Raw genomic sequence first — 24,837 nt, 5'->3', positions numbered from 1 at the left:
ACGCAACATGGCTGAACTCGCTACCATTGCCCGCCCTTACGCTGAAGCTTTGTTTCAGGTGGTCAAGGCCGATGCCGCCAAAGCTGCAGAATGGCTGGATGATTTGGCGGTGGTTGCTGCAGACCCTGGTTTGCTGCAATACGCCCATGACCCCAAAGTCACCCATGCCCAAGTATTGGATTTGATCGCCCAAGTCGGCCCCAAATCTTTGTCAGCAGCAGCGGTGAACCTTCTCGCCATCTTGGTTGACAACGGACGCTTGGCGGTCTTGCCTGAAATTGCCCGTCACTTTCATGTGTTGGTGGACGCTTTGACAGGCGTGCGCCAAGCGGTGGTGCACAGTGCATTTCCCATCGAGGGCGCTGCCCTTGACGATTTGACCAAAGTGATTGAAAAACGCTTTGGCAGCAAACTCACTGTGCAAGTGGCTCTTGAGCCCGAGCTCATTGGGGGCGTACGTGTGGTGGTCGGCGACGAGGTGCTCGACACCTCCGTCAAAGCCCGTTTGGAACAAATGAAAGTCGCGCTGACAGCCTGAGCAATCCCGCTCATGCACGTTGGCCTCACATAGGAAGAAGGAAAGAGTCATGCAACTCAATCCCGCAGAAATTTCTCAACTCATCAAAACCCGCATCGAGGGTTCAAGCGGCAACACGAATGTGCGCAACCAAGGCACCGTGATTTCCGTGACCGATGGTATTTGCCGCATCCATGGTTTGTCCGATGTGATGCAAGGCGAGATGCTTGAGTTCCCCAACAACACCTTCGGCCTGGCGCTGAACCTCGAGCGCGACTCTGTCGGCGCGGTGATTTTGGGTGAGTACGAGCACATCTCTGAAGGCGACACGGTCAAATGCACCGGCCGTATTTTGGAAGTGCCTGTGGGCCCCGAACTGATTGGCCGCGTGGTCAACGCTTTGGGTCATCCCATCGACGGCAAAGGTCCGATCAACGCCAAGATGACCGACGTGATTGAAAAAGTCGCTCCTGGTGTGATTGCCCGTCAGTCTGTGGACCAGCCTATGCAAACTGGCTTGAAGTCGATCGACTCCATGGTGCCAGTGGGCCGTGGTCAGCGCGAATTGATCATTGGTGACCGTCAGACCGGAAAAACCGCTGTTGCGATTGACGCCATCATCAATCAAAAAGGTCAGCACATGACCTGTATTTATGTGGCCATTGGTCAAAAGGCCTCGTCTATCAAAAACGTGGTGCGTTCTTTGGAAAAAGCCGGCGCCATGGACTACACCATCGTGGTGGCTGCCTCGGCCTCTGAATCAGCCGCGATGCAGTATGTGTCGGCCTATTCAGGTTGCACCATGGGCGAGTACTTTCGCGACCGCGGTCAAGACGCACTGATTGTGTATGACGATTTGTCCAAGCAAGCGGTGGCTTACCGTCAAGTATCTTTGTTGTTGCGCCGTCCACCAGGCCGCGAAGCCTACCCCGGTGACGTGTTTTATTTGCACAGCCGTTTGCTCGAGCGTGCAGCCCGCGTGAACGCCGACTATGTAGAAGCTTTCACCAAAGGTGAAGTCAAAGGCAAAACTGGCTCACTCACAGCGCTGCCCATCATTGAAACCCAGGCGGGTGACGTGTCGGCCTTCGTGCCCACCAACGTGATCTCCATCACCGACGGTCAAATCTTCTTGGAAACCTCGTTGTTCAATGCAGGTGTCAGGCCAGCCATCAATGCTGGTATTTCAGTCTCACGTGTTGGTGGTGCAGCACAAACCAAGCTGGTGAAGAGCCTGTCAGGTGGTATTCGTACCGACTTGGCCCAATACCGCGAATTGGCCGCGTTTGCGCAGTTCGCATCCGACTTGGATGAGGCCACCCGCAAGCAGCTGGATCGTGGCGCTCGCGTGACTGAATTGTTGAAGCAGCCCCAATACAGCCCGCTGCCCATCAGCTTGATGGCCGCTACTTTGTATGCCGCCAATAAAGGCTTCTTGGATGACATCGAAGTCAACCAAGTGCTGCATTTTGAAGCTGGCTTGCACCATCATTTGAAAGACAAGTGCGCAGCCTTGTTGGCCAAAATGGAAAAAGACAAAGCCATGGACAAAGATGCTGAAGCTGATTTGGTGAAGGCCATTGAAGCCTTCAAAAAGTCCTTTGTTTAAACGCCATCAAGCAGCAAGGAGCACTTCATGGCAGTAGGCAAGGAAATACGCGGCAAGATCAAATCGGTGGAAAACACCAAGAAGATCACCAAGGCCATGGAAATGGTGGCGGCGTCCAAAATGCGCAAGGCGCAAGAGCGCATGCGTGCGGCGCGTCCTTACAGCGAAAAGGTGCGCAACATCGCCAGCCATTTAGGGCAAGCCAACCCCGAGTATGTTCACCCGTTCATGAAAATCCACGATGCCAAAGCCACGGGCTACATCGTGGTGACCACCGACAAAGGATTGTGCGGTGGCATGAACACCAATATTTTGCGTGCCCTGACCCATCGTTTCAAAGACCTCCAATCCGCTGGCGCCACCCCCCAAACGGTGGCCATTGGCAACAAAGGCTTGGGTTTTTTAAACCGTGTGGGCGCACCCGTGTTGGCGCAAGTCACCCAATTGGGTGACAAGCCGCATCTGGAAAAACTCATTGGTGCCGTCAAGGTCATGATGGATGCTTACACGGAAGGCAAACTAGATGCGGTGTACCTGTGCTACACCAAGTTCATCAACACCATGAAGCAAGAGCCGGTCATCGAGCAATTGCTGCCCTTGTCGGATCACAAGATGCAAGCCGAAACACGGGCTGCAGGCAGCTACGCATGGGACTACTTGTACGAACCCGATGCACCCTCGGTGATTGACGATTTGCTCGAGTTGTACATCGAGTCCTTGGTCTATCAAGCTGTGGCTGAAAACATGGCCTCTGAACAATCTGCCCGCATGGTGGCCATGAAGGCAGCCACGGACAACGCAGGCAATGTCATTGGCGAACTCAAACTCATTTACAACAAAACCCGTCAAGCAGCGATCACGAAGGAATTGTCCGAAATCGTGGCCGGTGCAGCGGCGGTGTAACCCTATTTATTTTTGGAGCAAATCAACATGGCTCAGGCAATGACCAACGCAGGTATTCAAGGAAAAATCGTCCAATGTATTGGCGCCGTGGTGGACGTGGAGTTTCCTCGCGATCACATGCCCCGCATCTATGACGCGCTCAAACTCGAAGGTTCAGCTTTGACCTTGGAAGTGCAACAGCAGTTGGGTGACGGTATCGTGCGCACCATTGCTTTGGGCACCTCTGACGGCTTGCGCCGCGGCTTGATGGTCACCAACACCGGTGCGGCCATCACTGTGCCGGTGGGTAAAGCCACGCTGGGCCGCATCATGGACGTGTTGGGTTCACCCATCGACGAACGTGGTCCCGTTGACCAAACCCAAACAGCCTCGATCCACCGCAAAGCTCCGGCTTACGACGAACTCAGCCCTTCTCAAGAACTGCTGGAAACCGGCATCAAGGTGATTGACTTGGTCTGTCCCTTCGCCAAAGGCGGCAAGGTCGGTTTGTTCGGTGGCGCGGGTGTGGGCAAAACCGTGAACATGATGGAACTGATCAACAACATCGCCAAGGCGCACAGCGGTTTGTCGGTGTTTGCTGGTGTGGGTGAACGTACCCGTGAAGGCAATGACTTCTATCACGAGATGGCCGACTCAGGCGTGGTGAACTTGGCAAACTTGGAAGAATCCAAAGTGGCCATGGTTTACGGTCAGATGAACGAGCCCCCCGGCAACCGTTTGCGCGTGGCGCTGACTGGCTTGACCATCGCCGAATCCTTCCGCGACGAAGGCAAAGATGTGCTGTTCTTCGTGGACAACATCTACCGTTACACCTTGGCCGGTACCGAAGTGTCCGCGCTGTTGGGTCGCATGCCTTCTGCTGTGGGCTACCAACCAACCCTCGCCGAAGAAATGGGTCGTTTACAAGAGCGGATCACCTCCACCAAAGTCGGCTCTATCACGTCTATCCAAGCCGTTTACGTGCCAGCCGATGACTTGACCGATCCGTCGCCTGCCACCACCTTCGCCCACTTGGACTCCACCGTGGTGTTGTCTCGTGATATTGCTTCTCTGGGTATCTATCCTGCGGTGGACCCTTTGGATTCCACCAGTCGACAGCTCGATCCCTTGGTGGTTGGCACCGACCACTATGAAACCGCTCGTGCGGTTCAAGGGACCTTGCAGCGCTACAAAGAATTGCGCGACATCATTGCCATTTTGGGCATGGACGAATTGGCCCCAGAAGACAAATTGGCTGTGGCCCGCGCTCGGAAAATCCAGCGTTTCCTGAGCCAGCCTTTCCACGTGGCAGAGGTGTTCACCGGTTCACCTGGTAAGTACGTCACCTTGTCTGAAACCATCCGCGGCTTCAAGATGATTGTGGCTGGCGAATGCGATCACATGCCAGAACAAGCGTTCTACATGGTGGGCACCATCGACGAGGCCATCGAAAAAGCCAAGAAAATTTGATGCAGGTTGGCAGCCAACGCACCTGACAAGGAAACCCCATGAAAACCATGCAAGTTGATGTGGTCAGTGCCGAAGAACTGATTTACTCGGGCGAGGCCACTTTCGTGGCATTGCCAGGTGAAGTTGGTGAACTTGGTATTTATCCCCGCCACACACCGCTGATCTCGCGCATCAAAGCCGGTTCGGTGCGCATCCAAAAACCCGACGGTGAAGAAGAGTTTGTGTTTGTCGCTGGCGGTATTTTGGAGATCCAGCCCAATGGTGTGACCGTCTTGTCTGACACCGCAGTGCGCGGCGCCGACTTGGACGAAGAGCGTGCCAATGCCGCCAAAAAGGCGGCGGAGGAACACCTCAAAAACGCCAAATCTGATGTGGACTTGGCAGCCGCTCAAGCGGAGCTGTACGTGTTTGCTGCGCAATTGGCCGCGTTGCGCAAATACCGAAGTAAAAAATAATTGCCCAAGGCCAAGCTTCAAGCAGCCACCATCGGCGGCACGGCCGATGAAATTGAAGCGGCCTTTTACGAAGCCTTGCGAACCGGCGATGTCACTCGCCTGATGGCCTGTTGGGCTGACGAAGACGACATTGTTTGTGTGCATCCCGGCGGTCCTCGTTTGTTGGGGGCTGAAAGCATACGCAATTCTTTTGACACCATGTTTGCCAACGGTGTCATCAACGCACACCCAGAGCATGTGCGCAAAGTGGAATCCATCACCAGTGCCATGCACAACCTGGTGGAGCGCATTGAGCTGCACACACCTGAGGGCGATGCTGTGGCCTATGTGGTTGCCACCAATATTTACATGCGGACCCCGCAAGGTTGGCGCATGGTTGCGCACCACGCCAGCCCGGGCACACAGCAAGAAATGCTGGCGCACATTGAATCTTTGCCTTCAGTTTTGCACTGAAACATGGACGACTTGGTCCATCAAGCGATGCGCAAATGGCCGAATGTGCCAGCTTGCTACGGCTGGTTGGGATTAGACGATCGAGGCGACTGGTACATGCGCGACGATGCAGTGCAAGCGCTGGGACCTTTCCCCCAAGTCAAAGGCAGCAAACTGGTGCACACCAAGCTGATTGAATTCATCCAGCGCAACTACACTCATGATGAGCACGGTGCTTGGTTTTTCCAAAACGGCCCCCAGCGTGTCTTTGTAGAGTTGGCATCTGCGCCATTTGTTTGGCGCATTCATGACGACGGGCGTGTCACCGATGGGGGTCATGTCGTCCAACAAGTGCAGCACTGTGTTGTGGACGAAATGGGGCGCGTTTATTTAAGCACCCCTCAGGGTTTAGGTCTGGTTCACAGCCAAGACGTCTTGCTGGCGGCAACGGCATTGGAAGATAAACGCTGGCCAGAAAAAAAAATGCTTGCCAGCAAACTGGCAAGCACGTACGGTTTTGTCATCAGCCCGCAGCAGCGGAATGGGCCAGTTAGTTAGCTGCAGCAGGTGGTGTTGGATCCGCAAACTTGCCGCCGCTCCCATTGGCCAAGTAAACGACAGATCGAGCGATCTCATAGTCGTTGTGTTCGCCACCAACTTGAGCGCCCATCGCATTTTTGCCTTTGAGTGCCGAGTTCAACAAAGCAGCATAGCCCGTCTTGATGCGTGGCGCCCAAGCCGCCGTATCGCCCAACTTGGGCGCACCCGCCGCACCACTCAGGTGACAAGCGCCACACTGCGCCTTGAAAACCTCTTCACCAGTCTTTGCAGGCCGATTGGCATCTTTGACCTGTACAGCGCCAACCTTTTGAATGCGGGCAGCAACCGCTTCACTGCTGTTGTCAGCGCCAGCGGATGGCTTGTTTTGGGCGTCAATGAAGTAGACCAATCCAATGATGACAAAAATGGGCACAACAAAAGACAAGAAAACCACAGCTAAAAATTGCTTGGGTGTTTTGACTGGTCCGGTGTGGGCTTCTTCGTGCTGATCGCTCATGATGACTTTCTTTGAAAGGGGATAAAAAGCATGGGAAATTATAGCCATCCAATGACTTCCACAAGGCTGACAAAGATGCGTGTGCTGCTAAGAACAGAGCGACACCTACAATAGAGGCATGCGGCTGTAGCTCAGTGGATAGAGTATTGGCCTCCGAAGCCAAGGGTCGTGGGTTCGATCCCCGCCAGCCGCACCATCAATTCCTTGGGCTTCGCAGCTCGCCAAATTGATCAGCCAAATAAGTTTCGGCGTGCTCCAAAATAAAGTAGCGAAAAGCCTCCGCTGCCGGTGAAAGCATTTTGGACATCATGTGCACCACGTTCCAGGCCCTCACCATGGGGGTTTGGTGCACATCCAAAATACACAACTGTTGAGCTTGGATCTCCAAGGCAATCGTGTGTTGGGATAAAAAACTCAAACCTAAATTGGCTTTCACCGCTTGTTTGATGGCGTCATTGCTTTGCAGCTCCATGGTGAAACGCGGCTGGAATCGTGCTTGTGTGAAGAAAGCCTCCATCGATGTTCGAGTGCCAGAGCCTTGCTCGCGAACAATGAAGGATTGCTGGCGCAAATCTTCCGCACGAAGACCTTTTTCGCTGGCAAGCGGATGCTTGGGCGAAGCTACAAACACCAAGGGGTTGGCGGCAAAAGGCTCGGAACGGGTGGACATCTCAGAAGGGGGCCGACCCATGATGGCAATATCCACCTCGCTGTTGCTGAGCCATTGAATCAGGTCGCGCCGGTTGCCCACATTCAGCACCAACTCAATCCCCTCGTGTTGTTTCAGAAACTCGCTCAGCAGAGCGGGAATGAAATAAGTGGTCGTGTCCACCATGCCAATCGTGAGTTTGCCGGTCTCGATCCGCTGCAAACGGGCGGCAGCGTCTTCGGCATCTTTGAGCAAAGCGAGCATTTTGCGGGTGTACACCAGCATGTACTCGCCACTGGTGGTCAAAGACACTTTGCGGCCTTGACGCTCAAACAGTGGCATCCCCACTTCTGCCTCTAACTCCTTGATTTGCATAGTGATTGCAGGCGCAGACACATGCAAAATCTCGGCAGCTTTGGCAAAACTCAGGTGCTTGGCGACTGCATTGAACATCCGCAATTGGCGGAAAGTGGCGTTTTTCAAATAAGAAAAGCTGAATTGAAAGCTTTGAAAATGTGAATTTACTTATTCTGCCATCTTTTTTAAAGTCTTCACATCTTCAAACCAAACGGAGTTTTTGATGACCGCAAGCACCCAGATCACCGATGTCAAGAAGCGCTACAGCGCTGGCGTATTGAAATACAAGCAAATGGGCTATTGGATGCCCGACTATGTCCCTTCTGACACGGACACCATTTGCTTGTTTCGCATCACGCCACAAGAGGGTGTCGATCCGGAAGAGGCCGCAGCGGCGGTGGCCGGCGAGTCATCAACCGCTACTTGGACCGTGGTCTGGACCGATCGCTTGAGTGCATGCGACAGTTACCGCGCCAAGGCCTACAAAGTAGAGGCTGTGCCTGGCCGGCCAGGCGAGTACTTTGCTTGGGTCGCCTATGACTTGATCCTGTTTGAAGAAGGGTCGATTGCCAACATGACCGCCTCTTTGATTGGCAACGTTTTTTCGTTCAAGCCGCTCAAAGCCGCTCGGTTGGAAGACATCCGCATTCCAGTGGCCTACATCAAAACCTTCAAAGGCCCGCCCACTGGGATGATCGTTGAACGAGAGCGTTTGGACAAATTTGGACGCCCATTGTTGGGTGCCACCACCAAACCCAAGTTGGGTTTGTCAGGAAGAAACTATGGCCGCGTGATTTACGAGGGCCTCAAGGGTGGACTGGACTTCATGAAGGATGATGAAAACATCAACTCACAACCCTTCATGCACTGGCGTGACCGCTTCTTGTATGTGATGGACGGTGTCAACAAAGCGCAAGCGGTCACCGGTGAGGTCAAAGGCTCTTATCTGAACGTCACCGCCGGGACCATGGAGCAGATGTATGAGCGAGCTGAATTTGCACGCGACTTGGGCAGCGTGATCATCATGGTCGATTTGGTGATTGGCTATACCGCCATTCAATCCATGGCGGAATGGTGCCGAAAAAATGACATGATCATGCACATGCACCGAGCCGGTCACGGCACCTACACACGTCAGAAAAACCACGGCGTGAGTTTCCGCGTCATCGCTAAATGGCTTCGCTTGGCTGGATGTGACCATTTGCACTGTGGTACGGCTGTGGGCAAACTCGAGGGCGACCCCATGACGGTCCAAGGCTACTACAACGTTTGCCGAGACAGTCACACCAAAACAGATTTGCAGCGCGGCCTGTTCTTCGACATGGATTGGGCAGACACGAAAAAAGTGATGCCCGTGGCCTCAGGCGGCATTCATGCTGGACAAATGCACCAACTCATCGACCTGTTTGGTGATGATGTGGTGTTGCAGTTTGGTGGCGGCACCATTGGTCACCCGCAAGGCATCCAAGCCGGTGCGGTGGCCAACCGCGTGGCTTTGGAGGCCATGGTCAAGGCACGCAACGAAGGTAAAAACATCCTGGAAGAAGGCCCCACTATTTTGAAAAATGCTGCCAAGGGTTGTACGCCTTTGCAAGCAGCACTCGATACCTGGGGTGACATCAGCTTCAATTACCAGTCCACCGACAGCAGCGACTATGCCGTCACCCCATCTGTAGCTTGAAACGAAGGAATACACACCATGTTGACCAATCCAACCGGAAAAGTAACCCAAGGCCAGTTCAGCTTTTTGCCAGACCTGACAGATGCTGAAATCAGCATGCAAATCCAATACGGCCTCAATAAAGGATATGCATGGAGCGTTGAGTACACCGATGACGTGCATCCGCGCAATACCTATTGGGACATGTTTGGCATGCCCATGTTTGACTTGAAAGACCCCGCAGGCGTTTTGTTGGAAGTCAATACTTGCCGCAAAACATTCCCCAACCACTACATTCGATTGATGGCATTTGATTCCACCCGTGGCATCGAGTCCGTGGCGATGAGCTTTATCGTGCATCGTCCGCCCCATGAGACAGGTTTCCGACTAGAGCGTCAGGAAGTACAGGGCCGCAGTTTGCGTTACACCACGCACGGCTACCCGATGGACAAGCCCGAAAACAGCCGCTATGGCAAATGATTGAAAGCCAGGCTTGACAATGAACGCACCTGCCTACAACCTGCCCGGTATCACCACCCAGCCAGCCATGGGTGCCAGTGCAGCACCTGTGGCTTCTGTCAATGACACAGGTGCACGGACTGTGGCGGAAGTCATGGCTCAAACCCAAGTACAACAGGTGATGGACGCTTTAGACCATGACTTGGTTGGTTTAAAGCCTGTGAAGACCCGCATCCGTGACATCGCTGCTTTGCTGGTGATTGACCGCTTGCGCATGAACCTGGGGTTGGCGGCTCAAGCACCATCCTTGCACATGAGCTTCACAGGCAACCCCGGCACGGGCAAAACCACCGTCGCCATGCGCATGGCGCAAATTCTGCACGAATTGGGCTATGTGCGAAGCGGTCACTTGGTGGCGGTCACGCGGGATGACTTGGTCGGCCAATACATTGGCCACACCGCACCCAAAACCAAAGAAGTGCTGAAAAAGGCCATGGGCGGCGTGCTCTTCATTGACGAGGCCTACTACTTGTATCGGCCTGAAAACGAACGGGATTATGGCCAAGAGGCGATTGAAATATTGCTGCAAGTGATGGAAAACCAGCGCGATGATTTGGTGGTGATATTGGCCGGCTACAAAGACCGCATGGACACCTTTTTTCAATCCAATCCGGGCATGAATTCACGCATTGCACACCACATTGAATTCCCTGACTACGCTGAAGATGAGTTGGCGCAAATCGCTCATCACATGCTGGAGTTCCAAAATTACAAATTGGATGAGGAGGCCCAACTCGCCTTTGAACGCTATTTGCAATTGCGCAAACAGCAACCTCATTTTGCCAATGCCCGAAGTGTTCGCAACGCGCTAGAGCGTGCCCGTTTGCGACAAGCCAGTCGCTTGTTTGCCAACCCCCATCAAGAGTTAACTGCAGAAGATTTGTCCACTTTACGCGCCCAAGATATTTTGGCCAGTCGCGTTTTCCAAACCACGAAGGCAAGTTCATGAGCCATTTGCAGGCCCTGATTTTTGACGTTGATGGCACCTTGGCCGATACCGAGCAGGTTCACATGACCTCCTTCAACCAAGCCTTTGCTGAAGAAGGTTTGGATTGGCATTGGGATGTGGCGCTGTACACAGAGTTGCTGAAAATCTCGGGTGGCAAAGAACGCATGCGGCACTATTGGATGCAGCGTCACCCCGACATGAAGGTGATCGATGGGGGTGCACTCCATGACACGATTGAGCGCTTGCACGCAATCAAAACAGCAGCTTACGAAGCGGCTGTGCAGCAAGGCCATGTTCAATTGCGTCCTGGCGTGTTGGGTTTGATTGAAGCGGCCCATGCTGAAGGATTGCGATTGGCAATTGCCACCACCACCTCGCCGGTCAATATTGCCGTGCTCTTGCGCGGAGCCATCGGCCCCCATTGGAAAGACCTGTTTGTGGTGATTGAAGACGCCTCGACCGCGCCGAAGAAAAAACCACATCCTCAGGTTTACACCCAAACCTTGACGCGCTTGGGCTTGCCTGCCAAAGCCTGTTTGGCGTTTGAAGACTCCAACAATGGATTGCAAGCAGCCATGGGCGCGGGCCTGGCCACCATCATCACACCCACCAGTTTCACGGCAGACCAAGACTTCAAGGGCGCGGCCAAGCTGATGCCCAACTTGGATGGCGTGGGCTTGGCGCAGTTGCGCGCATGGCATGCGCAAAACCAACCTTAAGACAGGAAGAACAGATGCCATTGCGCTACCGAACCACTTTGACACAGTATTTGATTCAAGAGCGTCGACGCTTTCCTGACTCCAAGGGAGACTTCAATGCGTTGATCTTGGATGTGGCCTTGGCTTGCAAAGCCATTGCCCGCGCTGTATCAATGGGTGAATTGGGTGGTGTTTATGGTGACCATGCGCCTGAAGCTGGTGGCTCCATCAATGTGCAAGGTGAAACACAAAAGAAACTGGATGTTTTGAGCAATGACTTGTTTGTTCGAATGAACCAGTGGGGCGGCCATTTGGCGGGCATGGCATCGGAGGAAATGTCCGAGCCGTATCAAATTCCGTCGCAACATCCTCGCGGCAAATACCTGTTGGTGTTTGACCCTCTGGATGGCTCTAGCAACATTGATGTGAATGTTTCGGTGGGCAGTATTTTTTCTGTCTTGCGTGCGCCGCAAGAAGCCATAGACAGCGGCCGTGACATCACAGCGCAAGATTTTTTGCAAACTGGTGCCACCCAAGTAGCCGCTGGCTATGCGCTTTATGGCCCCACCACCATGCTGGTGTTGACCGTGGGAAATGGCGTGGTGGGATTCACACTGGACCCGAATTTGGGCGAGTACATGCTGACCCACCCAGCCTTGAAAGTACCCGAAGACACCCAAGAATTTGCCATCAACGCCTCCAACAGCCGTTTCTGGGAATCACCCATCAAGCGTTATGTGGATGAATGTTTGGCAGGCAAATCAGGGCCAAGGGGCAAAGACTTCAACATGCGTTGGATCGCTTCCATGGTGGCCGAGGCGCACCGCATTTTGATGCGTGGCGGTGTTTTCATGTACCCGCGCGACACCAAAGATCCAAGCAAACCGGGACGCCTGCGTTTGCTTTATGAGGCCAACCCGATTGGCATGGTCATGGAGCAGGCCGGTGGCCGAGCCAGCACGGGACGCGAGCCGATGCTGTCGGTTCAGCCAAGTGATTTACATCAGCGTATTGGTTTGGTGTTTGGTTCTAAAAACGAAGTAGAGCGGATTGAGCAATACCACCATGAACCGCTTGAAAAAGAACACAACACGCCGCTGTTTGCCGAGCGAACCTTGTTTCGCGATTGATTGATTACTGAAAGTCTGAGCCATGTCTGTCAAACACCCCATCATTGCCATCACCGGTTCGTCAGGTGCCGGTACCACTTCGGTGACCCGCACCTTTGAAAACATTTTTCGGCGTGAAAAGGTCACCGCTGCCATCATCGAGGGTGACAGCTTTCACCGCTACGACCGCTTAGAAATGCGCAAAAGAGCGGCCGAGGCTGAAAAGCAGGGGAATAACAATTTCAGCCACTTTGGTCCCACCACCAACTTGTTCTCGGAGTTGGAAACCTTGTTTCGCACCTATGGCGAATCTGGCACCGGCAAGCGCCGTAAATACCTGCACGACTCTGAAGAAGCCGCGCCTTACAAACAAGACCCAGGCACCTTCACCCCCTGGGAAGATGTACCCAAAGGCACCGACTTGCTGTTTTACGAAGGCTTGCATGGCGCGGTGGTCACACCCGAGGTGAACATTGCGCAACACCCCGACTTGTTGATTGGCGTGGTGCCGGTCATCAACCTCGAGTGGATTCAAAAATTGTGGCGCGACAAATCCAAGCGCGGTTACAGCACCGAGGCGGTGACCGACACCATTTTGCGTCGCATGCCCGACTATGTGAACTACATCTGCCCACAGTTTGCCCACACCCACGTGAACTTTCAGCGTGTGCCTTGTGTGGACACCTCGAACCCGTTCATCGCCCGCGAGATTCCCGCGCCCGATGAAAGCTTTGTTGTCATTCGTTTTGCCAACCCCAAGGGCATTGACTTCCCCTATTTGCTCAACATGATCCACGACTCCTTCATGTCGCGTGCCAACACCGTGGTGGTGCCCGGCGGCAAGATGGAACTGGCCATGCAACTCATCTTCACGCCCTTTGTGTGGCGGATGATGGAACGGCAGAAAAAGGCCTGAGGCCACCCCTCTTTTATTCACTGGAGAATTTCATGGCCCTGGTTTCTTTGCGCCAAGTTTTAGATCACGCCGCCGAACACGGCTATGGCGTCCCTGCTTTCAATGTCAACAACCTCGAGCAAGTGCAGGCCATCATGGAGGCTGCGCAAGAAACCCACAGCCCGGTCATCTTGCAAGCCTCCGCAGGTGCACGCAAGTATGCGGGCGAAGCCTACTTGCGCCATTTGGTGTTGGCGGCGATTGAATCGCACCCGGATATTCCTGTGGTGATGCACCAAGACCACGGCGTCTCACCCGCGGTCTGTCAGCAATCCATACGTTCCGGTTTTTCCAGCGTGATGATGGATGGCTCGCTGATGCAAGACGGCAAAACACCCGCCAGTTACGACTACAACGTGGACGTCACCCGCCGTGTCTGTGAAATGGCCCATGCAGTTGGTGTGTCAGTGGAAGGCGAACTCGGTTGTTTGGGCTCATTGGAGACCGGTGAAGCCGGGGAAGAAGACGGCATCGGAGCCGTGGGTAAGTTGACCCACGACATGCTGCTCACCGACCCTGTGCAGGCCAAAGATTTTGTCGAACGCACGGGCGTTGATGCGCTGGCCATTGCGATTGGCACCAGCCATGGCGCTTACAAATTCACCCGCAAGCCCACGGGTGACATTTTGGCCATGGACCAGATCGTGGCCATTCACAACAGCATTCCCAACACCCATTTGGTGATGCACGGCTCTAGCAGCGTGCCCCAAGAGTGGTTGGCCATCATCCGTGAGTTTGGTGGCGACATCAAAGAAACCTATGGCGTGCCGGTGGAAGAAATTCAGCGCGGCATCCGCTCGGGTGTGCGCAAGGTCAACATCGATACCGACATCCGTTTGGCCATGACCGGCGCGATGCGCCAGGCGTTTGCCCAAGACCGCAGCGAATTCGATCCACGCAAAGCCTTGATCGCTGCACGCAAAGCCGCACGCGGTATTTGCAAGGCGCGTTTTGAAGCCTTTGGCTGTGCTGGCCATGCCCACCATATCAAACCCGTTTCCCTCGACAACATGGCCAGTCGCTACGCCTGATCTCTTTTTTTAACATTCATTTTTTTGGAATCAATTTCATGCTGAACAAAGTCACCCCAGCCCTCTTGGCCTTTCCTGCCCAATCTGATGTGTCTCAGAGCGATCCGCACCTGTGGGCGGCTGTGTTGCAAGAGGCCCATCGTCAGGAGCAGCACATCGAATTGATTGCTTCTGAAAATTACACCAGTCCTGCCGTCATGCGCATGCAAGGCTCTATCCTCACCAACAAGTATGCTGAAGGCTACCCTGGCAAGCGTTACTACGGCGGGTGTGAATTTGTCGATATCGTCGAGCAGCTTTGCATTGATCGTTTAAAAGAGCTGTATGGTGCGCAGTTCGCCAACGTCCAGGCCAACTCCGGTTCGCAAGCCAATCAAGCCGTGTTTTTGGCCTTGCTGCAACCGGGCGACACGATCATGGGCATGAGCCTGGCCGAAGGCGGTCACTTGACCCACGGCATGCACTTGAACATGAGTGGCAAATGGTTCAATGTCGTGAGCTATGGCTTGAATGCTGCCGAAGAAATTGATTACGAAGCCATGGAACGCATGGCGCATACCCACAAACCCAAGCTGATCATTGCGGGTGCTTCTGCCTATTCGCTGAAGATTGACTGGGAAAAATTTGCCCAGGTGGCCAAAAGCATTGGCGCTTACCTGATGGTGGACATGGCGCACTATTCGGGCTTGATTGCGGGTGGCGCCTATCCCAACCCCATGCCTTTTGCCGATGTCGTGACTTCCACCACGCACAAGAGCTTGCGCGGCCCACGCGGAGGCATCATCCTGACCAACAGTGAAGAGATGGCCAAAAAAATCAACAGCGCTGTCTTCCCAGGCATGCAAGGCGGCCCCTTGATGCATGTCATCGCTGGCAAGGCCACAGCCTTTCATGAAGCCTTGCAGCCCGCCTTCAAAGCCTATCAACAACAGGTCTTGTTGAATGCAGACACCTTGGCCAAAACCTTGGTTGAACGCGGCTTGCGCATTGTCAGTGGTCGTACGGAAAGCCATGTGATGTTGGTTGATTTGCGCGCCAAAGGCATCACCGGCAAAGCCGCTGAGCTGGCCTTGGGCCAGGCCCACATCACTTGCAACAAAAACGGTATTCCCAACGACCCCGAAAAACCCATGGTCACCAGTGGTATCCGTTTGGGCACCCCGGCCATGACCACGCGTGGTTTTGGTCAAGAGCAAGCGCGCATGACTGCGCACCTGATTGCCGATGTGCTGGAAGCGCCTGATGACGCTCAGCACATCGCCAAAGTGCGCACCAAGGTGGCCGAGTTGGTGGCGCCGTTCCCCGTTTATGGCGACAGTGTTTTGCATCCCTGATGCACGCAATGGCGGTTTAAGTTAGTCAAAGGTGGTTTTTTAAATTCAAAGGGAGTTCTTATGGCTGGTCGTAATTTTTTGTTTGTCCCCGGTCCTACCAATGTGCCTGAGCGCATCCAACGCGCCATGATGGTTTCGATGGAAGACCATCGTTCACCCAACTTTCCGCATCTGACCCACACCATCATGGCTGGGCTCAAGGACATTTTTCGGTCCAAGAACGGCACGCCGTTCATCTTTCCTTCATCAGGTACAGGATGTTGGGAGGCGGCACTCACCAACACCTTGTCGCCCGGCGACAAAGTGCTGGCGGCACGCTTTGGTCAATTCAGCCATTTGTGGATCGACATGTGCCAGCGCCTCGGTCTGGATGTGCACATCGTTGAATGCGATTGGGGCACGGGCGTGCCCTTGCAACAGTTCGCAGACATTTTGAAAAGCGATACACAGCACAGCTTCAAAGCCGTGCTGGCTTGTCACAATGAAACCGCCACTGGCGTGACATCAGACATCGCGGGCGTGCGCGAAGCCTTGGATGATGCAGCGCATCCTGCGCTTTTGTTTGTCGATTGCGTCTCTTCCTTAGGCTGTATCGATTTTCGTTTCGACGAATGGGGCGTGGACATGGCGGTCAGTGGCTCGCAAAAAGGCCTGATGTTGCCCGCTGGTTTGGGTATTTTGTGCACCAGCGAGAAAGCTTTGGCGATGCACAAGACGGCGCAACTCAAGCGTGCTTACTTTGACCTGCAAGACATGCTGCAAAGCAACGCCACAGGCTACTTTCCATACACACCCGCTTTGCCATTGATGTACGGACTGATCGAGTCCATGAAGATGATTCAGGAAGAGGGTTTGGAGAATGTGTTTGCCCGGCACCATTACCTGGCGGAGGGTGTGCGAGCTGCCGTGACCCTGGGTTGGCAACTCAAATTGTGTGCTGCCGAAGCCAAATGGCATTCCGATACCGTCACTGCTGTGATGTTGCCGAAAGGCATTGCAGGCACGGAAGTGATTGCCCGCGCTTACCGTCGCTACAACTTGTCGCTAGGCGGTGGACTGTCTAAAGTAGCTGGTAAGCTTTTCCGTATTGGCCACCTGGGCGACATGAATGAAGTTCATTTGATGGCGGCCATCAATGGTGCTGAAATGGCCATGCTCGATTGCGGCGTGGCGGTGACGCCAGGCAGCGGCGCTGCAGCCGCAGGCAATTACTGGCGCAGCCATGCAGCACCTGAAAGTTTGGGCGCCCCTCATATCAGCAAGGACGAACATGCAAAAAATCGTATTTCTGGACAGGCAATCATTAAGAGCTGAGCTGCGTCAACCAGCTTTCTCACACGAATGGGTTGAGCATGTGCAAACCCGACCCGATGAAGTGGTCGATCGTTTGCAGCATGCCACGGTTGCCATCAGCAACAAAGTACCCATTCGTCGAGAAACGCTGGCGCAACTGCCGAATCTCAAGTTGATCGCCATGGCGGCGACAGGCTATGACGTGATTGACACACAGGCCTGCCAAGAACACGGCGTGGCCGTGGTGAACATTCGCAACTACGCGGTGCACACTGTGCCCGAGCATGCGTTTGCATTGATCTTCGCCTTGCGTCGAAACCTGATGGCCTATCGAGACGATGTCCTCCATGGGCGCTGGCAGAAAGAAGAGCAGTTTTGCTTCTTTGACTATCCGATCAGTGATTTGCATGGCAGCACCTTGGGTATTTTCGGTGAAGGCGTCCTCGGCCAAGCCACTGCAAACATTGCCCGTGCTTTGGGCATGAAGGTTTTGTTTGCAGACCATGCGCCGCCCAAGGCTGCTGGTGTTGAGTTTGTGCCCGCCGAGCAGGTGTTTGCCGAATCAGACATCATCTCTTTGCATTGCCCTTTGACGCCTGCTTCGCGCAACTTCATCGGCATGCCCCAGCTGAAACAAATGAAGCGCAGCGCTTTGCTCATCAATACTTCGCGTGGTGGATTGGTTGACGAACAAGCCTTGAAAGAAGCTTTGCAAACGGGCGTGATTGCGGGTGCTGGTTTCGATGTTTTGACACAGGAGCCCCCCCGCAATGGAAACCCTTTGCTGGAGATTCGTTCGCCCAACTTCATTTTGACGCCGCATGTGGCCTGGGCATCTCAACAAGCCATGCAATTTTTGGCCGATCAACTCATCGACAACATCGAGGCCTTTGTCAACAATACGCCGCAAAACCGCGTCGTTTGAACCGTCGCCCCCGGACACTCAGTCCTTGGCGGCGGTCTTTTGCAATGCCAGTTCGTACAAGCGGTTGCGCGGTGCGCCGCTGATCTCGGCGGCGAGCTTGACCGCTGTTTTGACTGGCAACTCGGACAACAACAGCGCCAACACCCGTTCAGCGTCGGACAAGCTGCTGCTCGCTTGTGGCATGGGATGCAGCACCAAAGCGAATTCACCTTTGCTGCGCTGAGCCGAGGCCTTCAACCAAGCGCTGAACCCAGCGGCAGGCAGCAAAGCTATTTCTTCAAATTGTTTGGTCAGTTCTCGACCAACGGTCAGTGGCCTTGGACCCAAAACCTCTAAAGCACGGGCCACCGCTTCAATGCGGTGCGGTGCCTCTAGAAACACTTGGGCCCGGGGCTCAGAAGCCATGGCTTGCACCGCCGCTTGGCGCTCGCTGGCTTTGCTGGACAAAAAACCCAAAAACACGAACTGTCCATCGCCACCACAACCACTTGCACTCAAGACAGTGGTCACGCTGCTGGCACCTGGCACAGGCATCACGCGCAATCCGGCGGCTTGCACCAAAGCCACCAACCGCGCCCCGGGGTCGCTGATGCCCGGTGTACCTGCGTCACTTAAATAGACCACCCGTTGACCTTGTTGCAGCCGCAAAATCACTTGCTCTGCGGCGCTGTTTTCATTGTGTTGGTGCAGGGCCATCCAGGAACCACTCGGTTTGTCCAAGCCGTAGTTGCGCAACAGGCTTTGGCTATGGCGCGTGTCTTCGCATGCCAGCACATCGGCAACTTGCAACAAATGCAGGGTGCGCAAACCGATATCGGCCAAGTTGCCAATGGGTGTGGCCAGCACGTACAAGCAGCTACCCGGGTGGTCTTGTCCGGCGCAAGCTGCATTTGCAGCAGCCAACACAGTTTCGAAACGAGGATTCAATGAGCACCTTTCGACATGCACCGTTGCGATCCACCAAACAGCTTGGGGATGACGCTGAGGACCAGGCCTTGTCCTATTTGCAAGACCGCGGATTGCAACTGCTGGTGCGCAATTACCGCACACCTGGTCGCGGCGGCGGCGAGATAGACCTGATTGTGCGCGAGCCCAGCGGGACGGTGGTGTTCGTCGAGGTGCGAAGTCGGGCCGACCAACGCCATGGCGGCGCGTTGGCCAGCATCAACAGGCGCAAACAACAGAGGATCGTGTTTGCTGCCCAGCATTATTTGCGCAACTGGCGGCAGTGGCCGCCGTGTCGCTTTGATGTGGTGGTGGTCGAGCATGGTTGTTTGGAGTGGCTTCAGGCGGCGTTTCATGTCTGAACTTGATTGCACTGCTGACGGCGCTTGACATGAGGCAAAGGTATGATGATGGCATGTTAGAGCAACGCATTGAACAACAGTTCATCGACAGTGCTGATTTGAAATATCAAGCGGCGCAATCCTTGAGCAAGCCTCTGGCAGCTGCTGTGCAAGCACTTTTGGCGTGTGTCACCAGTGGCGGCAAGGTCTTGACCTGTGGCAATGGCGGTTCAGCTGCGGATGCGCAGCATTTCGCGGCTTTGTTTGTTGGGCATTTTGAGCGTGAGCGCCCCGAGTTGGGCGCGATTGCGCTCACCACAGACAGCTCCATCATCACCGCCATTGGCAACAACGACAGCTTCGACCAGATATTTGCCAAGCAGGTGCGCGCGCTGGGTCAACCTGGTGATGTGTTGTTGGCCATCTCCACCAGTGGCAATGCCAGCAATTTGCTCATGGCAATTGCGGCGGCCCACGAACGAGAGCTGTGTGTGATTGCGCTTACCGGCAAGGGGGGCGGCAGAATCGGTCAAACTTTGCGCGAAACAGATGTGCATGTGTGCGTACCGCACGAGCGCACTGCGCGCATTCGGGAGGTTCATCTGTTGGCATTGCATTGTTTATGCGATGGGGTGGACAGTCAGTTGTTAGGTGAACAGGAGGTTCCAGAATGAAAATCAAACGTGTGAGCGCCATAGGCGGCGCTTTGTTGTTGAGCTTGAGTTTGAATGCATGTGCGCCATTGATGGTGGCGGGCTTTGCGGGTTCTGCCTTGGTGGCCAGCGACCGTCGAACCTCAGGCGCCCAGCTTGAAGATGAAACCATCGAGCTGCGCGGCTCCGCTCGGGTTCGCGACGCCTTGGGAGAAAAGGCCCATGTCAACGTCACCAGCTTCAATCGCCAAGTCTTGCTCACGGGTGAAGTCGCCAGCGAGCGCGACCGTCAAACCGTGGTGGGCTTGGTAGAAAAAATTGAGAATGTTCGCAGCGTGGTCAACGAGTTATCGATCACACCCATCAGCACCTTGAGTGAACGCTCCAATGATTTGCTGATCACGGCCAAGGTCAAGGGCAGTTTGGTTGACAGCCGGGACTTGTTTGCCAACTCCTTCAAGGTCGTGACCGAGCGTGGCACGGTGTACTTGATGGGCCGTGTGACCCAGCGTGAAGCCTCCAGCGCCACCAATGTGATTCGCAATGTGAATGGCGTCAACAAAGTGGTGCGCTTGTTTGACATCATCACCGAAGAAGAGTTGCGCAACCTGTTGCCGCCACCGCCACCGCCGGAAAAGCCAGCGGACAGCAGCAAACCCAAAAGCTGAAACTGACAGGGTTCAAACCAAAGCCACCTGCGGGTGGCTTTGTCGTTTCAGCGCAGCCGCTTGACCAGGCTGGAGGTGTCCAATCGGTTCCCACCGGCGGCTTGCACATCGGCATAAAACTGGTCCACCAAGGCGGTGACAGGCACCCTTGCACCGTTGCGCTTGGCCTCATCCATGACCAGCCCCAAGTCTTTGCGCATCCAATCCACCGCAAAACCAAAGTCGAATTTGTCGGCCACCATGGTTTTGCCGCGGTTGTCCATTTGCCAGCTTTGTGCTGCGCCCTTGCCAATCACGTCCAATACCTGCTCCATGTTCAGACCGGCTTTCATGCCAAAGGCCATGCCTTCGCTCAAACCTTGCAGCAGTCCGGCGATGCAAATTTGGTTGACCATTTTGGTGAGTTGGCCTGCGCCACTCTCACCCATCAAGGTGACCGCCTTGGAGAAGGCCATGGCCACGGGCTTCATGCGCTCAAACGCTGCCGCCTCACCACCGCACATCACCGTCAACATGCCATTGATGGCACCGGCTTCGCCACCAGACACCGGGGCATCGACAAAATGCACGCCCAGCGCTTTGGCCGCTGCAAACAATTCACGCGCCACCTTGGCCGAAGCTGTCGTGTGGTCCACCAACACCGCACTTGCTTTCATGCCAGCCAAGGCACCATCGGCGCCCAGCATGACAGCGCGCAAATCGTCATCGTTGCCGACGCAGCAAAACACCATGTCGGCGCCTTGAGCGGCTTGACGTGGGGTGGGCGCACTGGCTTGGTTGGGAAACTCCGCGCACCAGTCGGCGGCTTTGGCGGGGTTGCGGTTGTACACCGTGACATGGTGTCCTGCCAATGCCAAGTGACCGGCCATCGGGTAACCCATGACGCCCAGGCCAATGAAGGCGACTTTGGTGGGGGTAGAGGCTTCGTAAGTTTTGGTGTTTGTGCGTGCCATGAACTGCTTTCAAACGGGGAAGCCACGCATCTTAATGGCCCAACCAGCTGCGGCAGCTTATGTGGCGTGGTGCAGCGCTTCTGCGGGTGTGATGCGGCCTTGCGCCACCAAGCCAGCCAAAGACTGCGCCAAAGTTTGCATGCCAAATTGCGCGCCGGTTTGCAGCACATTGGGCAGCTGTGAGGTTTTGCTTTCTCGGATCAGGTTGCGCACGGCGGGCGTGGCGTACAGCACTTCATGCGCCGCCACCCGACCTGGGGCATCGCTGCGCTTGCAAAGTGTTTGCGTCACCACGCCCAACAGCGACAGACTGAGTTGTTGACGCACCATGGCTTTGTCTTCGCTTGGAAACACATCGACCAAGCGTTCGACGGCTTGCGTGGCGCTGCGGGTGTGCAAGGTGCCCAGCACCAAATGCCCGGTTTCGGCGGCACTCAAGGCCAGGCGCACCGTGGGCAGGTCGCGCATTTCGCCCACCAAAATCACATCCGGGTCTTGTCGCAAGGCCGCCCGCAATGCCGTGTCAAAGCTGGCGCTGTGGCCGGGCACGTTGCGCTGTTGCACCAAGCTGCGTTGGCTGTGGTGTTGAAACTCGATCGGGTCTTCCAAGGTGAGGATGTGCAGCGCTTGGGTGGTGTTCAGGTGGTGCACCAAGGCAGCCAAGGTGGTGGACTTGCCCGAGCCGGTGGCGCCTGTGACCAGCAACAAACCATGCGGTTGACGCGCCCAATCTGTCAAACATGCAGGCGCACCGATGGCGTCCAAGCGCGGCACTTGCTGCGGGATGACCCGCCACACCGAGGACCAGCCGCGCGACTGTGCAAACACGTTCACCCGAAAACGCCCCAAGCCTGGCCAATCGATGGCGGTGTCGTGGTCTTGTGGCCAAGCTTTATTCCTTGGCAAAGGGGATGTCAACTTGGTGATTGGTTCTTGCTCTGACCAGTCAGGCAAAGCTTGGCACAAGAGGTCTTCGAGTTGCGGCGCGGTCAGGGCGGGTGCAGGCAAGGTTTGCAGTTCACCGTGCACCCGCACCATGGGCGGCAAGCCCGCGCTCAGGTGCAGGTCGGAGGCTTCAAGGGAAAGGGTTTGAGACAGCCAGTGGTTCAGGTCGTGTTGCATGGTCGGGGCTTGTTACAGTCCCATCATGGATGAACTGAGCAAGCGTTATCAAGCAGTGCGTGAACGCATCACACAAGCGGCGTTGCAAGCAGGCCGCAACCCCGACAGCGTGCAGTTGTTGGTGGTCTCCAAAACCTTTGGTGCAGACAACGTGGCGCAAGTGGCGGCTTTGGGCCAGTGCGACTTTGGCGAAAACTATGTGCAAGAGGGCGTCGACAAAATCGCGGTGCTCCAAGGTTTGAAGGGCTTGGTTTGGCACTGCATCGGCCCCTTGCAAAGCAACAAAACCCGCCCCGTGGCCGAGCATTTTGATTGGGTGCACAGTGTCGATCGTTTGAAAATTGCACAGCGCCTGAGCGAGCAACGCCCCGCGCAGTTGCCGCCTTTGCAAGTGTGTTTGCAAGTGAATATTGATGGCGGCGCCACCAAGGCAGGCGTCGTGCCGACCGAGGCTTTGGCGCTGGCCCAAGCCGTGGCCGTCTTGCCGTGCTTGGTGTTGCGCGGCCTCATGACCATCCCCGAGCCAGCAGAAACTTTTGATGTGCAGTTGGCTGTGCATCAACAAGCCAAACACTTGTTTGATGAATTGAAAGCTGCCTTGGCCTTGCCCCAGTTCGACACCTTGTCCATGGGCATGAGTGCCGATTTGGAGGCTGCGGTGCAAGCTGGCAGCACGATGGTGCGGGTGGGTACGGCGGTGTTTGGGGCGAGGTAGTTTGGGTTTAAAAGCGCGGCAAGTCGGGGTGGCTGATTTGCCCGCCACGCACCAACATCTTGCCGTACTCGGCGCAGCGTTGCAGGGTGGGAATCACCTTGCCGGGGTTGAGCAGACCTTGCGGATCGAAGGCGCGTTTCACGCCAAACATTTGTTCGTTCTCGGCGGCTGAAAACTGCACGCACATGGAGTTGAGTTTTTCCACGCCCACGCCGTGTTCGCCGGTGACGGTGCCGCCCATGGCCACGCTGGTTTCCAAAATATCTGCGCCAAAGAGTTCGCAGCGGTGCAGTTGGTCGGGGTCGTTTGCATCAAACAAGATGAGCGGGTGCAAATTGCCGTCGCCGGCGTGAAACACATTGGCGCAACGCAGCCCGTATTTTTTTTCCATCTCGGCAATCGCCAACAAAATATCGGCCAAGCGTTTGCGCGGGATGGTCGAGTCCATGCACATGTAGTCGGGGCTGATGCGACCAGAGGCAGGAAACGCATTTTTGCGGCCGCTCCAAAATTTCAAGCGTTCGGCTTCGTCACGGCTGACGGCAATGGCTGTGGCGCCACAGCGTTGCAGCACCGCACTCATGCGGCCAATTTCTTCTTCCACCTCTTCAGGCGTGCCGTCGCTCTCGCACAGCAGAATCGCTTCGGCATTCAAGTCGTAGCCCGCATGCACAAAGTCTTCAACAGCAGCCGTCATGGGCTTGTCCATCATCTCCAAGCCAGCTGGGATGATGCCAGCGGCAATCACGGCGGCCACGGCGTCACCGGCTTTGCGCAGGTCGTCAAAGCTGGCCATGATGCAACGGGCCAATTGCGGCTTGGGCGTGAGTTTGACCGTCACTTCGGTGGTGACGGCCAACATGCCCTCCGAGCCCACCACCAACGGCAGCAGGTCCAAACCCGGGGCATCTAAGGCGTCGCCGCCAAATTCAATTGGCTCACCGTCCATGGTGAAACCCTTGACCTTGAGCACGTTGTGCAAGGTCAGGCCGTATTTCAAGCAATGCACGCCGCCGGAGTTTTCCGCCACATTGCCACCGATGGTGCAAGCGATTTGGCTGGAAGGATCGGGCGCGTAATAAAGCCCCAAGGGCGCAGCGGCTTCGCTGATGGCCAGGTTGCGCACACCGCACTGCACCACGGCGGTTCGGCTGTGCAAATCCATTTTCAAAATCTTGTTGAATTTGGCCAAGGACAGCGTGACGCCTTGGGGGTGCGGCATGGCACCACCTGACAAACCGGTGCCTGCGCCACGGGCCACCACCGGCACACCCAGTTGGTGGCAGGTGCGCAGCACGGCTTGAATCTGTTCGTAGGTTTCGGGCAGCACCACGCACAGGGGGCGCTGACGGTAGGCGGTCAGGCCATCGCACTCGTAGGGCGTGGTGTTTTCGGCAGAGGACAGCACCGCATGGGCGGGCAAAACGGCGCGCAAGGCAGACAACACCAAGGGGTTAGGGATATTCAGCGCTTGGCGCTCGGGCGCGAGGGTGGCGTTCATGGCTTGTACAAAGGCGAAAACCACTACTGTACGACGAA

At 55.4% G+C, this 24,837-nt stretch carries 28 protein-coding genes and 1 tRNA gene; 23 read left to right on the top strand and 6 right to left on the bottom strand.

Annotated elements, in window-relative coordinates; translation table 11 throughout:
- The first annotated feature begins 7 nt into the window (after window positions 1-7).
- Genes AC8GFP_RS10200 through AC8GFP_RS10170 form a run of 7 tightly spaced genes read left to right on the top strand, consistent with a single transcriptional unit; the run spans window position 8 to window position 5,923 of the window.
- On the top strand, window positions 8-538 hold the full coding sequence (locus AC8GFP_RS10200) for a F0F1 ATP synthase subunit delta (protein WP_506612824.1): 531 nt from the start codon (window positions 8-10) through the stop codon (window positions 536-538).
- Window positions 539-587: 49 nt separating this feature from the next.
- Window positions 588-2,126: a F0F1 ATP synthase subunit alpha gene (gene atpA, locus AC8GFP_RS10195; protein ID WP_506612822.1), complete on the top strand. Its 1,539-nt coding sequence runs from the start codon at window positions 588-590 to the stop codon at window positions 2,124-2,126.
- A 27-nt stretch (window positions 2,127-2,153) separates the two neighbouring features.
- Complete coding sequence (gene atpG, locus AC8GFP_RS10190) at window positions 2,154-3,029, top strand: F0F1 ATP synthase subunit gamma (protein WP_506612820.1); 876 nt, start codon at window positions 2,154-2,156, stop codon at window positions 3,027-3,029.
- A gap of 27 nt (window positions 3,030-3,056) precedes the next feature.
- Window positions 3,057-4,478, top strand: coding sequence for a F0F1 ATP synthase subunit beta (atpD, locus tag AC8GFP_RS10185; RefSeq protein WP_506612818.1), 1,422 nt, complete (start codon window positions 3,057-3,059; stop codon window positions 4,476-4,478).
- A 38-nt stretch (window positions 4,479-4,516) separates the two neighbouring features.
- Entirely contained in the window at window positions 4,517-4,933 is a 417-nt protein-coding gene (locus AC8GFP_RS10180; protein WP_506612816.1) for a F0F1 ATP synthase subunit epsilon, read from the top strand.
- Entirely contained in the window at window positions 4,934-5,386 is a 453-nt protein-coding gene (locus tag AC8GFP_RS10175) for a YybH family protein (RefSeq protein ID WP_506612814.1), read from the top strand.
- Window positions 5,387-5,389: 3 nt separating this feature from the next.
- Window positions 5,390-5,923: a DUF2946 family protein gene (locus tag AC8GFP_RS10170; protein WP_506612812.1), complete on the top strand. Its 534-nt coding sequence runs from the start codon at window positions 5,390-5,392 to the stop codon at window positions 5,921-5,923.
- Here AC8GFP_RS10170 and AC8GFP_RS10165 read toward each other — a convergent pair.
- Entirely contained in the window at window positions 5,916-6,422 is a 507-nt protein-coding gene (locus AC8GFP_RS10165; protein ID WP_506612810.1) for a c-type cytochrome, read from the bottom strand. The genes AC8GFP_RS10170 and AC8GFP_RS10165 overlap by 8 nt on opposite strands.
- A gap of 120 nt (window positions 6,423-6,542) precedes the next feature.
- Here AC8GFP_RS10165 and AC8GFP_RS10160 point away from each other — a divergent pair.
- Window positions 6,543-6,618 (top strand) — tRNA-Arg (locus tag AC8GFP_RS10160).
- Here the strand turns inward: AC8GFP_RS10160 and AC8GFP_RS10155 are convergent.
- Window positions 6,619-7,524: a LysR family transcriptional regulator gene (locus AC8GFP_RS10155; protein WP_506612977.1), complete on the bottom strand. Its 906-nt coding sequence runs from the start codon at window positions 7,522-7,524 to the stop codon at window positions 6,619-6,621.
- Here AC8GFP_RS10155 and AC8GFP_RS10150 point away from each other — a divergent pair.
- The 11 genes from AC8GFP_RS10150 (at window position 7,468) to AC8GFP_RS10100 (ending at window position 17,901) form a co-directional block, all read left to right on the top strand.
- Entirely contained in the window at window positions 7,468-7,590 is a 123-nt protein-coding gene (locus tag AC8GFP_RS10150; RefSeq protein WP_506612985.1) for a hypothetical protein, read from the top strand. The two genes, AC8GFP_RS10155 and AC8GFP_RS10150, sit on opposite strands and share 57 nt — an antisense overlap.
- A 61-nt stretch (window positions 7,591-7,651) precedes the next feature.
- Window positions 7,652-9,109, top strand: a complete 1,458-nt coding sequence (locus AC8GFP_RS10145) for a form I ribulose bisphosphate carboxylase large subunit (RefSeq protein WP_506612808.1) — start codon at window positions 7,652-7,654, stop codon at window positions 9,107-9,109.
- Between the two features lie 18 nt (window positions 9,110-9,127).
- Window positions 9,128-9,568: a ribulose bisphosphate carboxylase small subunit gene (locus tag AC8GFP_RS10140; RefSeq protein WP_506612807.1), complete on the top strand. Its 441-nt coding sequence runs from the start codon at window positions 9,128-9,130 to the stop codon at window positions 9,566-9,568.
- A 19-nt stretch (window positions 9,569-9,587) separates the two neighbouring features.
- Window positions 9,588-10,556 carry a CbbX protein gene (cbbX, locus tag AC8GFP_RS10135; RefSeq protein WP_506612805.1) on the top strand — a complete coding sequence of 323 codons (969 nt, stop codon included), beginning with the start codon at window positions 9,588-9,590 and terminating at the stop codon, window positions 10,554-10,556.
- A 5-nt stretch (window positions 10,557-10,561) separates the two neighbouring features.
- Window positions 10,562-11,275, top strand: a complete 714-nt coding sequence (locus tag AC8GFP_RS10130) for an HAD-IA family hydrolase (protein WP_506612975.1) — start codon at window positions 10,562-10,564, stop codon at window positions 11,273-11,275.
- Between the two features lie 14 nt (window positions 11,276-11,289).
- On the top strand, window positions 11,290-12,384 hold the full coding sequence (locus tag AC8GFP_RS10125) for a class 1 fructose-bisphosphatase (RefSeq protein WP_506612803.1): 1,095 nt from the start codon (window positions 11,290-11,292) through the stop codon (window positions 12,382-12,384).
- A 22-nt stretch (window positions 12,385-12,406) separates the two neighbouring features.
- The gene (locus AC8GFP_RS10120) at window positions 12,407-13,279 is read left to right on the top strand and encodes a phosphoribulokinase (RefSeq protein WP_506612801.1); all 873 of its coding nucleotides are present in this window, start codon (window positions 12,407-12,409) and stop codon (window positions 13,277-13,279) included.
- Between the two features lie 32 nt (window positions 13,280-13,311).
- Window positions 13,312-14,349: a class II fructose-bisphosphate aldolase gene (gene fba, locus AC8GFP_RS10115; RefSeq protein WP_506612799.1), complete on the top strand. Its 1,038-nt coding sequence runs from the start codon at window positions 13,312-13,314 to the stop codon at window positions 14,347-14,349.
- Between the two features lie 38 nt (window positions 14,350-14,387).
- The gene (gene glyA, locus AC8GFP_RS10110) at window positions 14,388-15,683 is read left to right on the top strand and encodes a serine hydroxymethyltransferase (protein WP_506612797.1); all 1,296 of its coding nucleotides are present in this window, start codon (window positions 14,388-14,390) and stop codon (window positions 15,681-15,683) included.
- Window positions 15,684-15,743: 60 nt separating this feature from the next.
- On the top strand, window positions 15,744-16,997 hold the full coding sequence (locus AC8GFP_RS10105; protein WP_506612795.1) for an aminotransferase class V-fold PLP-dependent enzyme: 1,254 nt from the start codon (window positions 15,744-15,746) through the stop codon (window positions 16,995-16,997).
- Window positions 16,954-17,901, top strand: a complete 948-nt coding sequence (locus tag AC8GFP_RS10100; RefSeq protein WP_506612793.1) for a D-2-hydroxyacid dehydrogenase — start codon at window positions 16,954-16,956, stop codon at window positions 17,899-17,901. The genes AC8GFP_RS10105 and AC8GFP_RS10100 overlap by 44 nt, the downstream gene beginning before the upstream one ends.
- Before the next feature lie 18 nt (window positions 17,902-17,919).
- On the opposite strand, the gene rsmI is transcribed toward AC8GFP_RS10100, so the two are convergent.
- Window positions 17,920-18,828 (bottom strand): 16S rRNA (cytidine(1402)-2'-O)-methyltransferase, encoded by a 909-nt coding sequence (gene rsmI / locus AC8GFP_RS10095; protein WP_506612791.1) that lies wholly within the window; start codon window positions 18,826-18,828, stop codon window positions 17,920-17,922.
- Here rsmI and AC8GFP_RS10090 point away from each other — a divergent pair.
- From AC8GFP_RS10090 to AC8GFP_RS10080, 3 genes are read left to right on the top strand one after another with little or no spacing between them, the layout of a single operon-like run.
- Complete coding sequence (locus tag AC8GFP_RS10090) at window positions 18,828-19,208, top strand: YraN family protein (protein ID WP_506612789.1); 381 nt, start codon at window positions 18,828-18,830, stop codon at window positions 19,206-19,208. The two genes, rsmI and AC8GFP_RS10090, sit on opposite strands and share 1 nt — an antisense overlap.
- A 53-nt stretch (window positions 19,209-19,261) precedes the next feature.
- Window positions 19,262-19,861, top strand: a complete 600-nt coding sequence (locus tag AC8GFP_RS10085; RefSeq protein WP_506612787.1) for a phosphoheptose isomerase — start codon at window positions 19,262-19,264, stop codon at window positions 19,859-19,861.
- Window positions 19,858-20,508: a BON domain-containing protein gene (locus AC8GFP_RS10080; RefSeq protein ID WP_506612785.1), complete on the top strand. Its 651-nt coding sequence runs from the start codon at window positions 19,858-19,860 to the stop codon at window positions 20,506-20,508. Before AC8GFP_RS10085 ends, AC8GFP_RS10080 begins: the two co-directional genes overlap by 4 nt.
- A 47-nt stretch (window positions 20,509-20,555) precedes the next feature.
- Here the strand turns inward: AC8GFP_RS10080 and AC8GFP_RS10075 are convergent, their stop codons facing one another.
- A complete protein-coding gene (locus tag AC8GFP_RS10075; protein WP_506612783.1) occupies window positions 20,556-21,461 on the bottom strand; it encodes an NAD(P)-dependent oxidoreductase in 906 nt (301 codons plus the stop codon).
- Window positions 21,462-21,518: 57 nt separating this feature from the next.
- Window positions 21,519-22,583, bottom strand: a complete 1,065-nt coding sequence (locus AC8GFP_RS10070) for a type IV pilus twitching motility protein PilT (protein ID WP_506612781.1) — start codon at window positions 22,581-22,583, stop codon at window positions 21,519-21,521.
- Window positions 22,584-22,608: 25 nt separating this feature from the next.
- Here AC8GFP_RS10070 and AC8GFP_RS10065 point away from each other — a divergent pair, with 25 nt between their 5' ends.
- On the top strand, window positions 22,609-23,298 hold the full coding sequence (locus AC8GFP_RS10065; RefSeq protein WP_506612779.1) for a YggS family pyridoxal phosphate-dependent enzyme: 690 nt from the start codon (window positions 22,609-22,611) through the stop codon (window positions 23,296-23,298).
- A 7-nt stretch (window positions 23,299-23,305) separates the two neighbouring features.
- On the opposite strand, the gene AC8GFP_RS10060 is transcribed toward AC8GFP_RS10065, so the two are convergent.
- The gene (locus tag AC8GFP_RS10060; protein WP_506612777.1) at window positions 23,306-24,799 is read right to left on the bottom strand and encodes an FAD-linked oxidase C-terminal domain-containing protein; all 1,494 of its coding nucleotides are present in this window, start codon (window positions 24,797-24,799) and stop codon (window positions 23,306-23,308) included.
- Window positions 24,800-24,837 lie beyond the last annotated feature (38 nt).

The sequence above is a fragment of the Limnohabitans simekii (SeqCode) genome (genome assembly GCF_965234735.1).
Classification (GTDB): Bacteria; Pseudomonadota; Gammaproteobacteria; order Burkholderiales; family Burkholderiaceae_C; genus Limnohabitans; species Limnohabitans simekii.
This window is presented reverse-complemented; position numbering and strand designations above follow the sequence as displayed.

Coding starts and splice junctions, on each gene's coding strand:
- AC8GFP_RS10200 (WP_506612824.1), top strand. CDS start 8: ATGGCTGAACTCGCTACCATTGCCCGCCCTTACGCTGAAGCTTTGTTT.
- atpA (WP_506612822.1), top strand. CDS start 588: ATGCAACTCAATCCCGCAGAAATTTCTCAACTCATCAAAACCCGCATC.
- atpG (WP_506612820.1), top strand. CDS start 2,154: ATGGCAGTAGGCAAGGAAATACGCGGCAAGATCAAATCGGTGGAAAAC.
- atpD (WP_506612818.1), top strand. CDS start 3,057: ATGGCTCAGGCAATGACCAACGCAGGTATTCAAGGAAAAATCGTCCAA.
- AC8GFP_RS10180 (WP_506612816.1), top strand. CDS start 4,517: ATGAAAACCATGCAAGTTGATGTGGTCAGTGCCGAAGAACTGATTTAC.
- AC8GFP_RS10170 (WP_506612812.1), top strand. CDS start 5,390: ATGGACGACTTGGTCCATCAAGCGATGCGCAAATGGCCGAATGTGCCA.
- AC8GFP_RS10165 (WP_506612810.1), bottom strand. CDS start 6,422: ATGAGCGATCAGCACGAAGAAGCCCACACCGGACCAGTCAAAACACCC.
- AC8GFP_RS10150 (WP_506612985.1), top strand. CDS start 7,468: ATGCAAAATCTCGGCAGCTTTGGCAAAACTCAGGTGCTTGGCGACTGC.
- AC8GFP_RS10155 (WP_506612977.1), bottom strand. CDS start 7,524: ATGTTCAATGCAGTCGCCAAGCACCTGAGTTTTGCCAAAGCTGCCGAG.
- AC8GFP_RS10145 (WP_506612808.1), top strand. CDS start 7,652: ATGACCGCAAGCACCCAGATCACCGATGTCAAGAAGCGCTACAGCGCT.
- AC8GFP_RS10140 (WP_506612807.1), top strand. CDS start 9,128: ATGTTGACCAATCCAACCGGAAAAGTAACCCAAGGCCAGTTCAGCTTT.
- cbbX (WP_506612805.1), top strand. CDS start 9,588: ATGAACGCACCTGCCTACAACCTGCCCGGTATCACCACCCAGCCAGCC.
- AC8GFP_RS10125 (WP_506612803.1), top strand. CDS start 11,290: ATGCCATTGCGCTACCGAACCACTTTGACACAGTATTTGATTCAAGAG.
- AC8GFP_RS10120 (WP_506612801.1), top strand. CDS start 12,407: ATGTCTGTCAAACACCCCATCATTGCCATCACCGGTTCGTCAGGTGCC.
- fba (WP_506612799.1), top strand. CDS start 13,312: ATGGCCCTGGTTTCTTTGCGCCAAGTTTTAGATCACGCCGCCGAACAC.
- glyA (WP_506612797.1), top strand. CDS start 14,388: ATGCTGAACAAAGTCACCCCAGCCCTCTTGGCCTTTCCTGCCCAATCT.
- AC8GFP_RS10105 (WP_506612795.1), top strand. CDS start 15,744: ATGGCTGGTCGTAATTTTTTGTTTGTCCCCGGTCCTACCAATGTGCCT.
- AC8GFP_RS10100 (WP_506612793.1), top strand. CDS start 16,954: ATGCAAAAAATCGTATTTCTGGACAGGCAATCATTAAGAGCTGAGCTG.
- AC8GFP_RS10090 (WP_506612789.1), top strand. CDS start 18,828: ATGAGCACCTTTCGACATGCACCGTTGCGATCCACCAAACAGCTTGGG.
- AC8GFP_RS10085 (WP_506612787.1), top strand. CDS start 19,262: ATGTTAGAGCAACGCATTGAACAACAGTTCATCGACAGTGCTGATTTG.
- AC8GFP_RS10080 (WP_506612785.1), top strand. CDS start 19,858: ATGAAAATCAAACGTGTGAGCGCCATAGGCGGCGCTTTGTTGTTGAGC.
- AC8GFP_RS10075 (WP_506612783.1), bottom strand. CDS start 21,461: ATGGCACGCACAAACACCAAAACTTACGAAGCCTCTACCCCCACCAAA.
- AC8GFP_RS10070 (WP_506612781.1), bottom strand. CDS start 22,583: ATGCAACACGACCTGAACCACTGGCTGTCTCAAACCCTTTCCCTTGAA.
- AC8GFP_RS10065 (WP_506612779.1), top strand. CDS start 22,609: ATGGATGAACTGAGCAAGCGTTATCAAGCAGTGCGTGAACGCATCACA.
- AC8GFP_RS10060 (WP_506612777.1), bottom strand. CDS start 24,799: ATGAACGCCACCCTCGCGCCCGAGCGCCAAGCGCTGAATATCCCTAAC.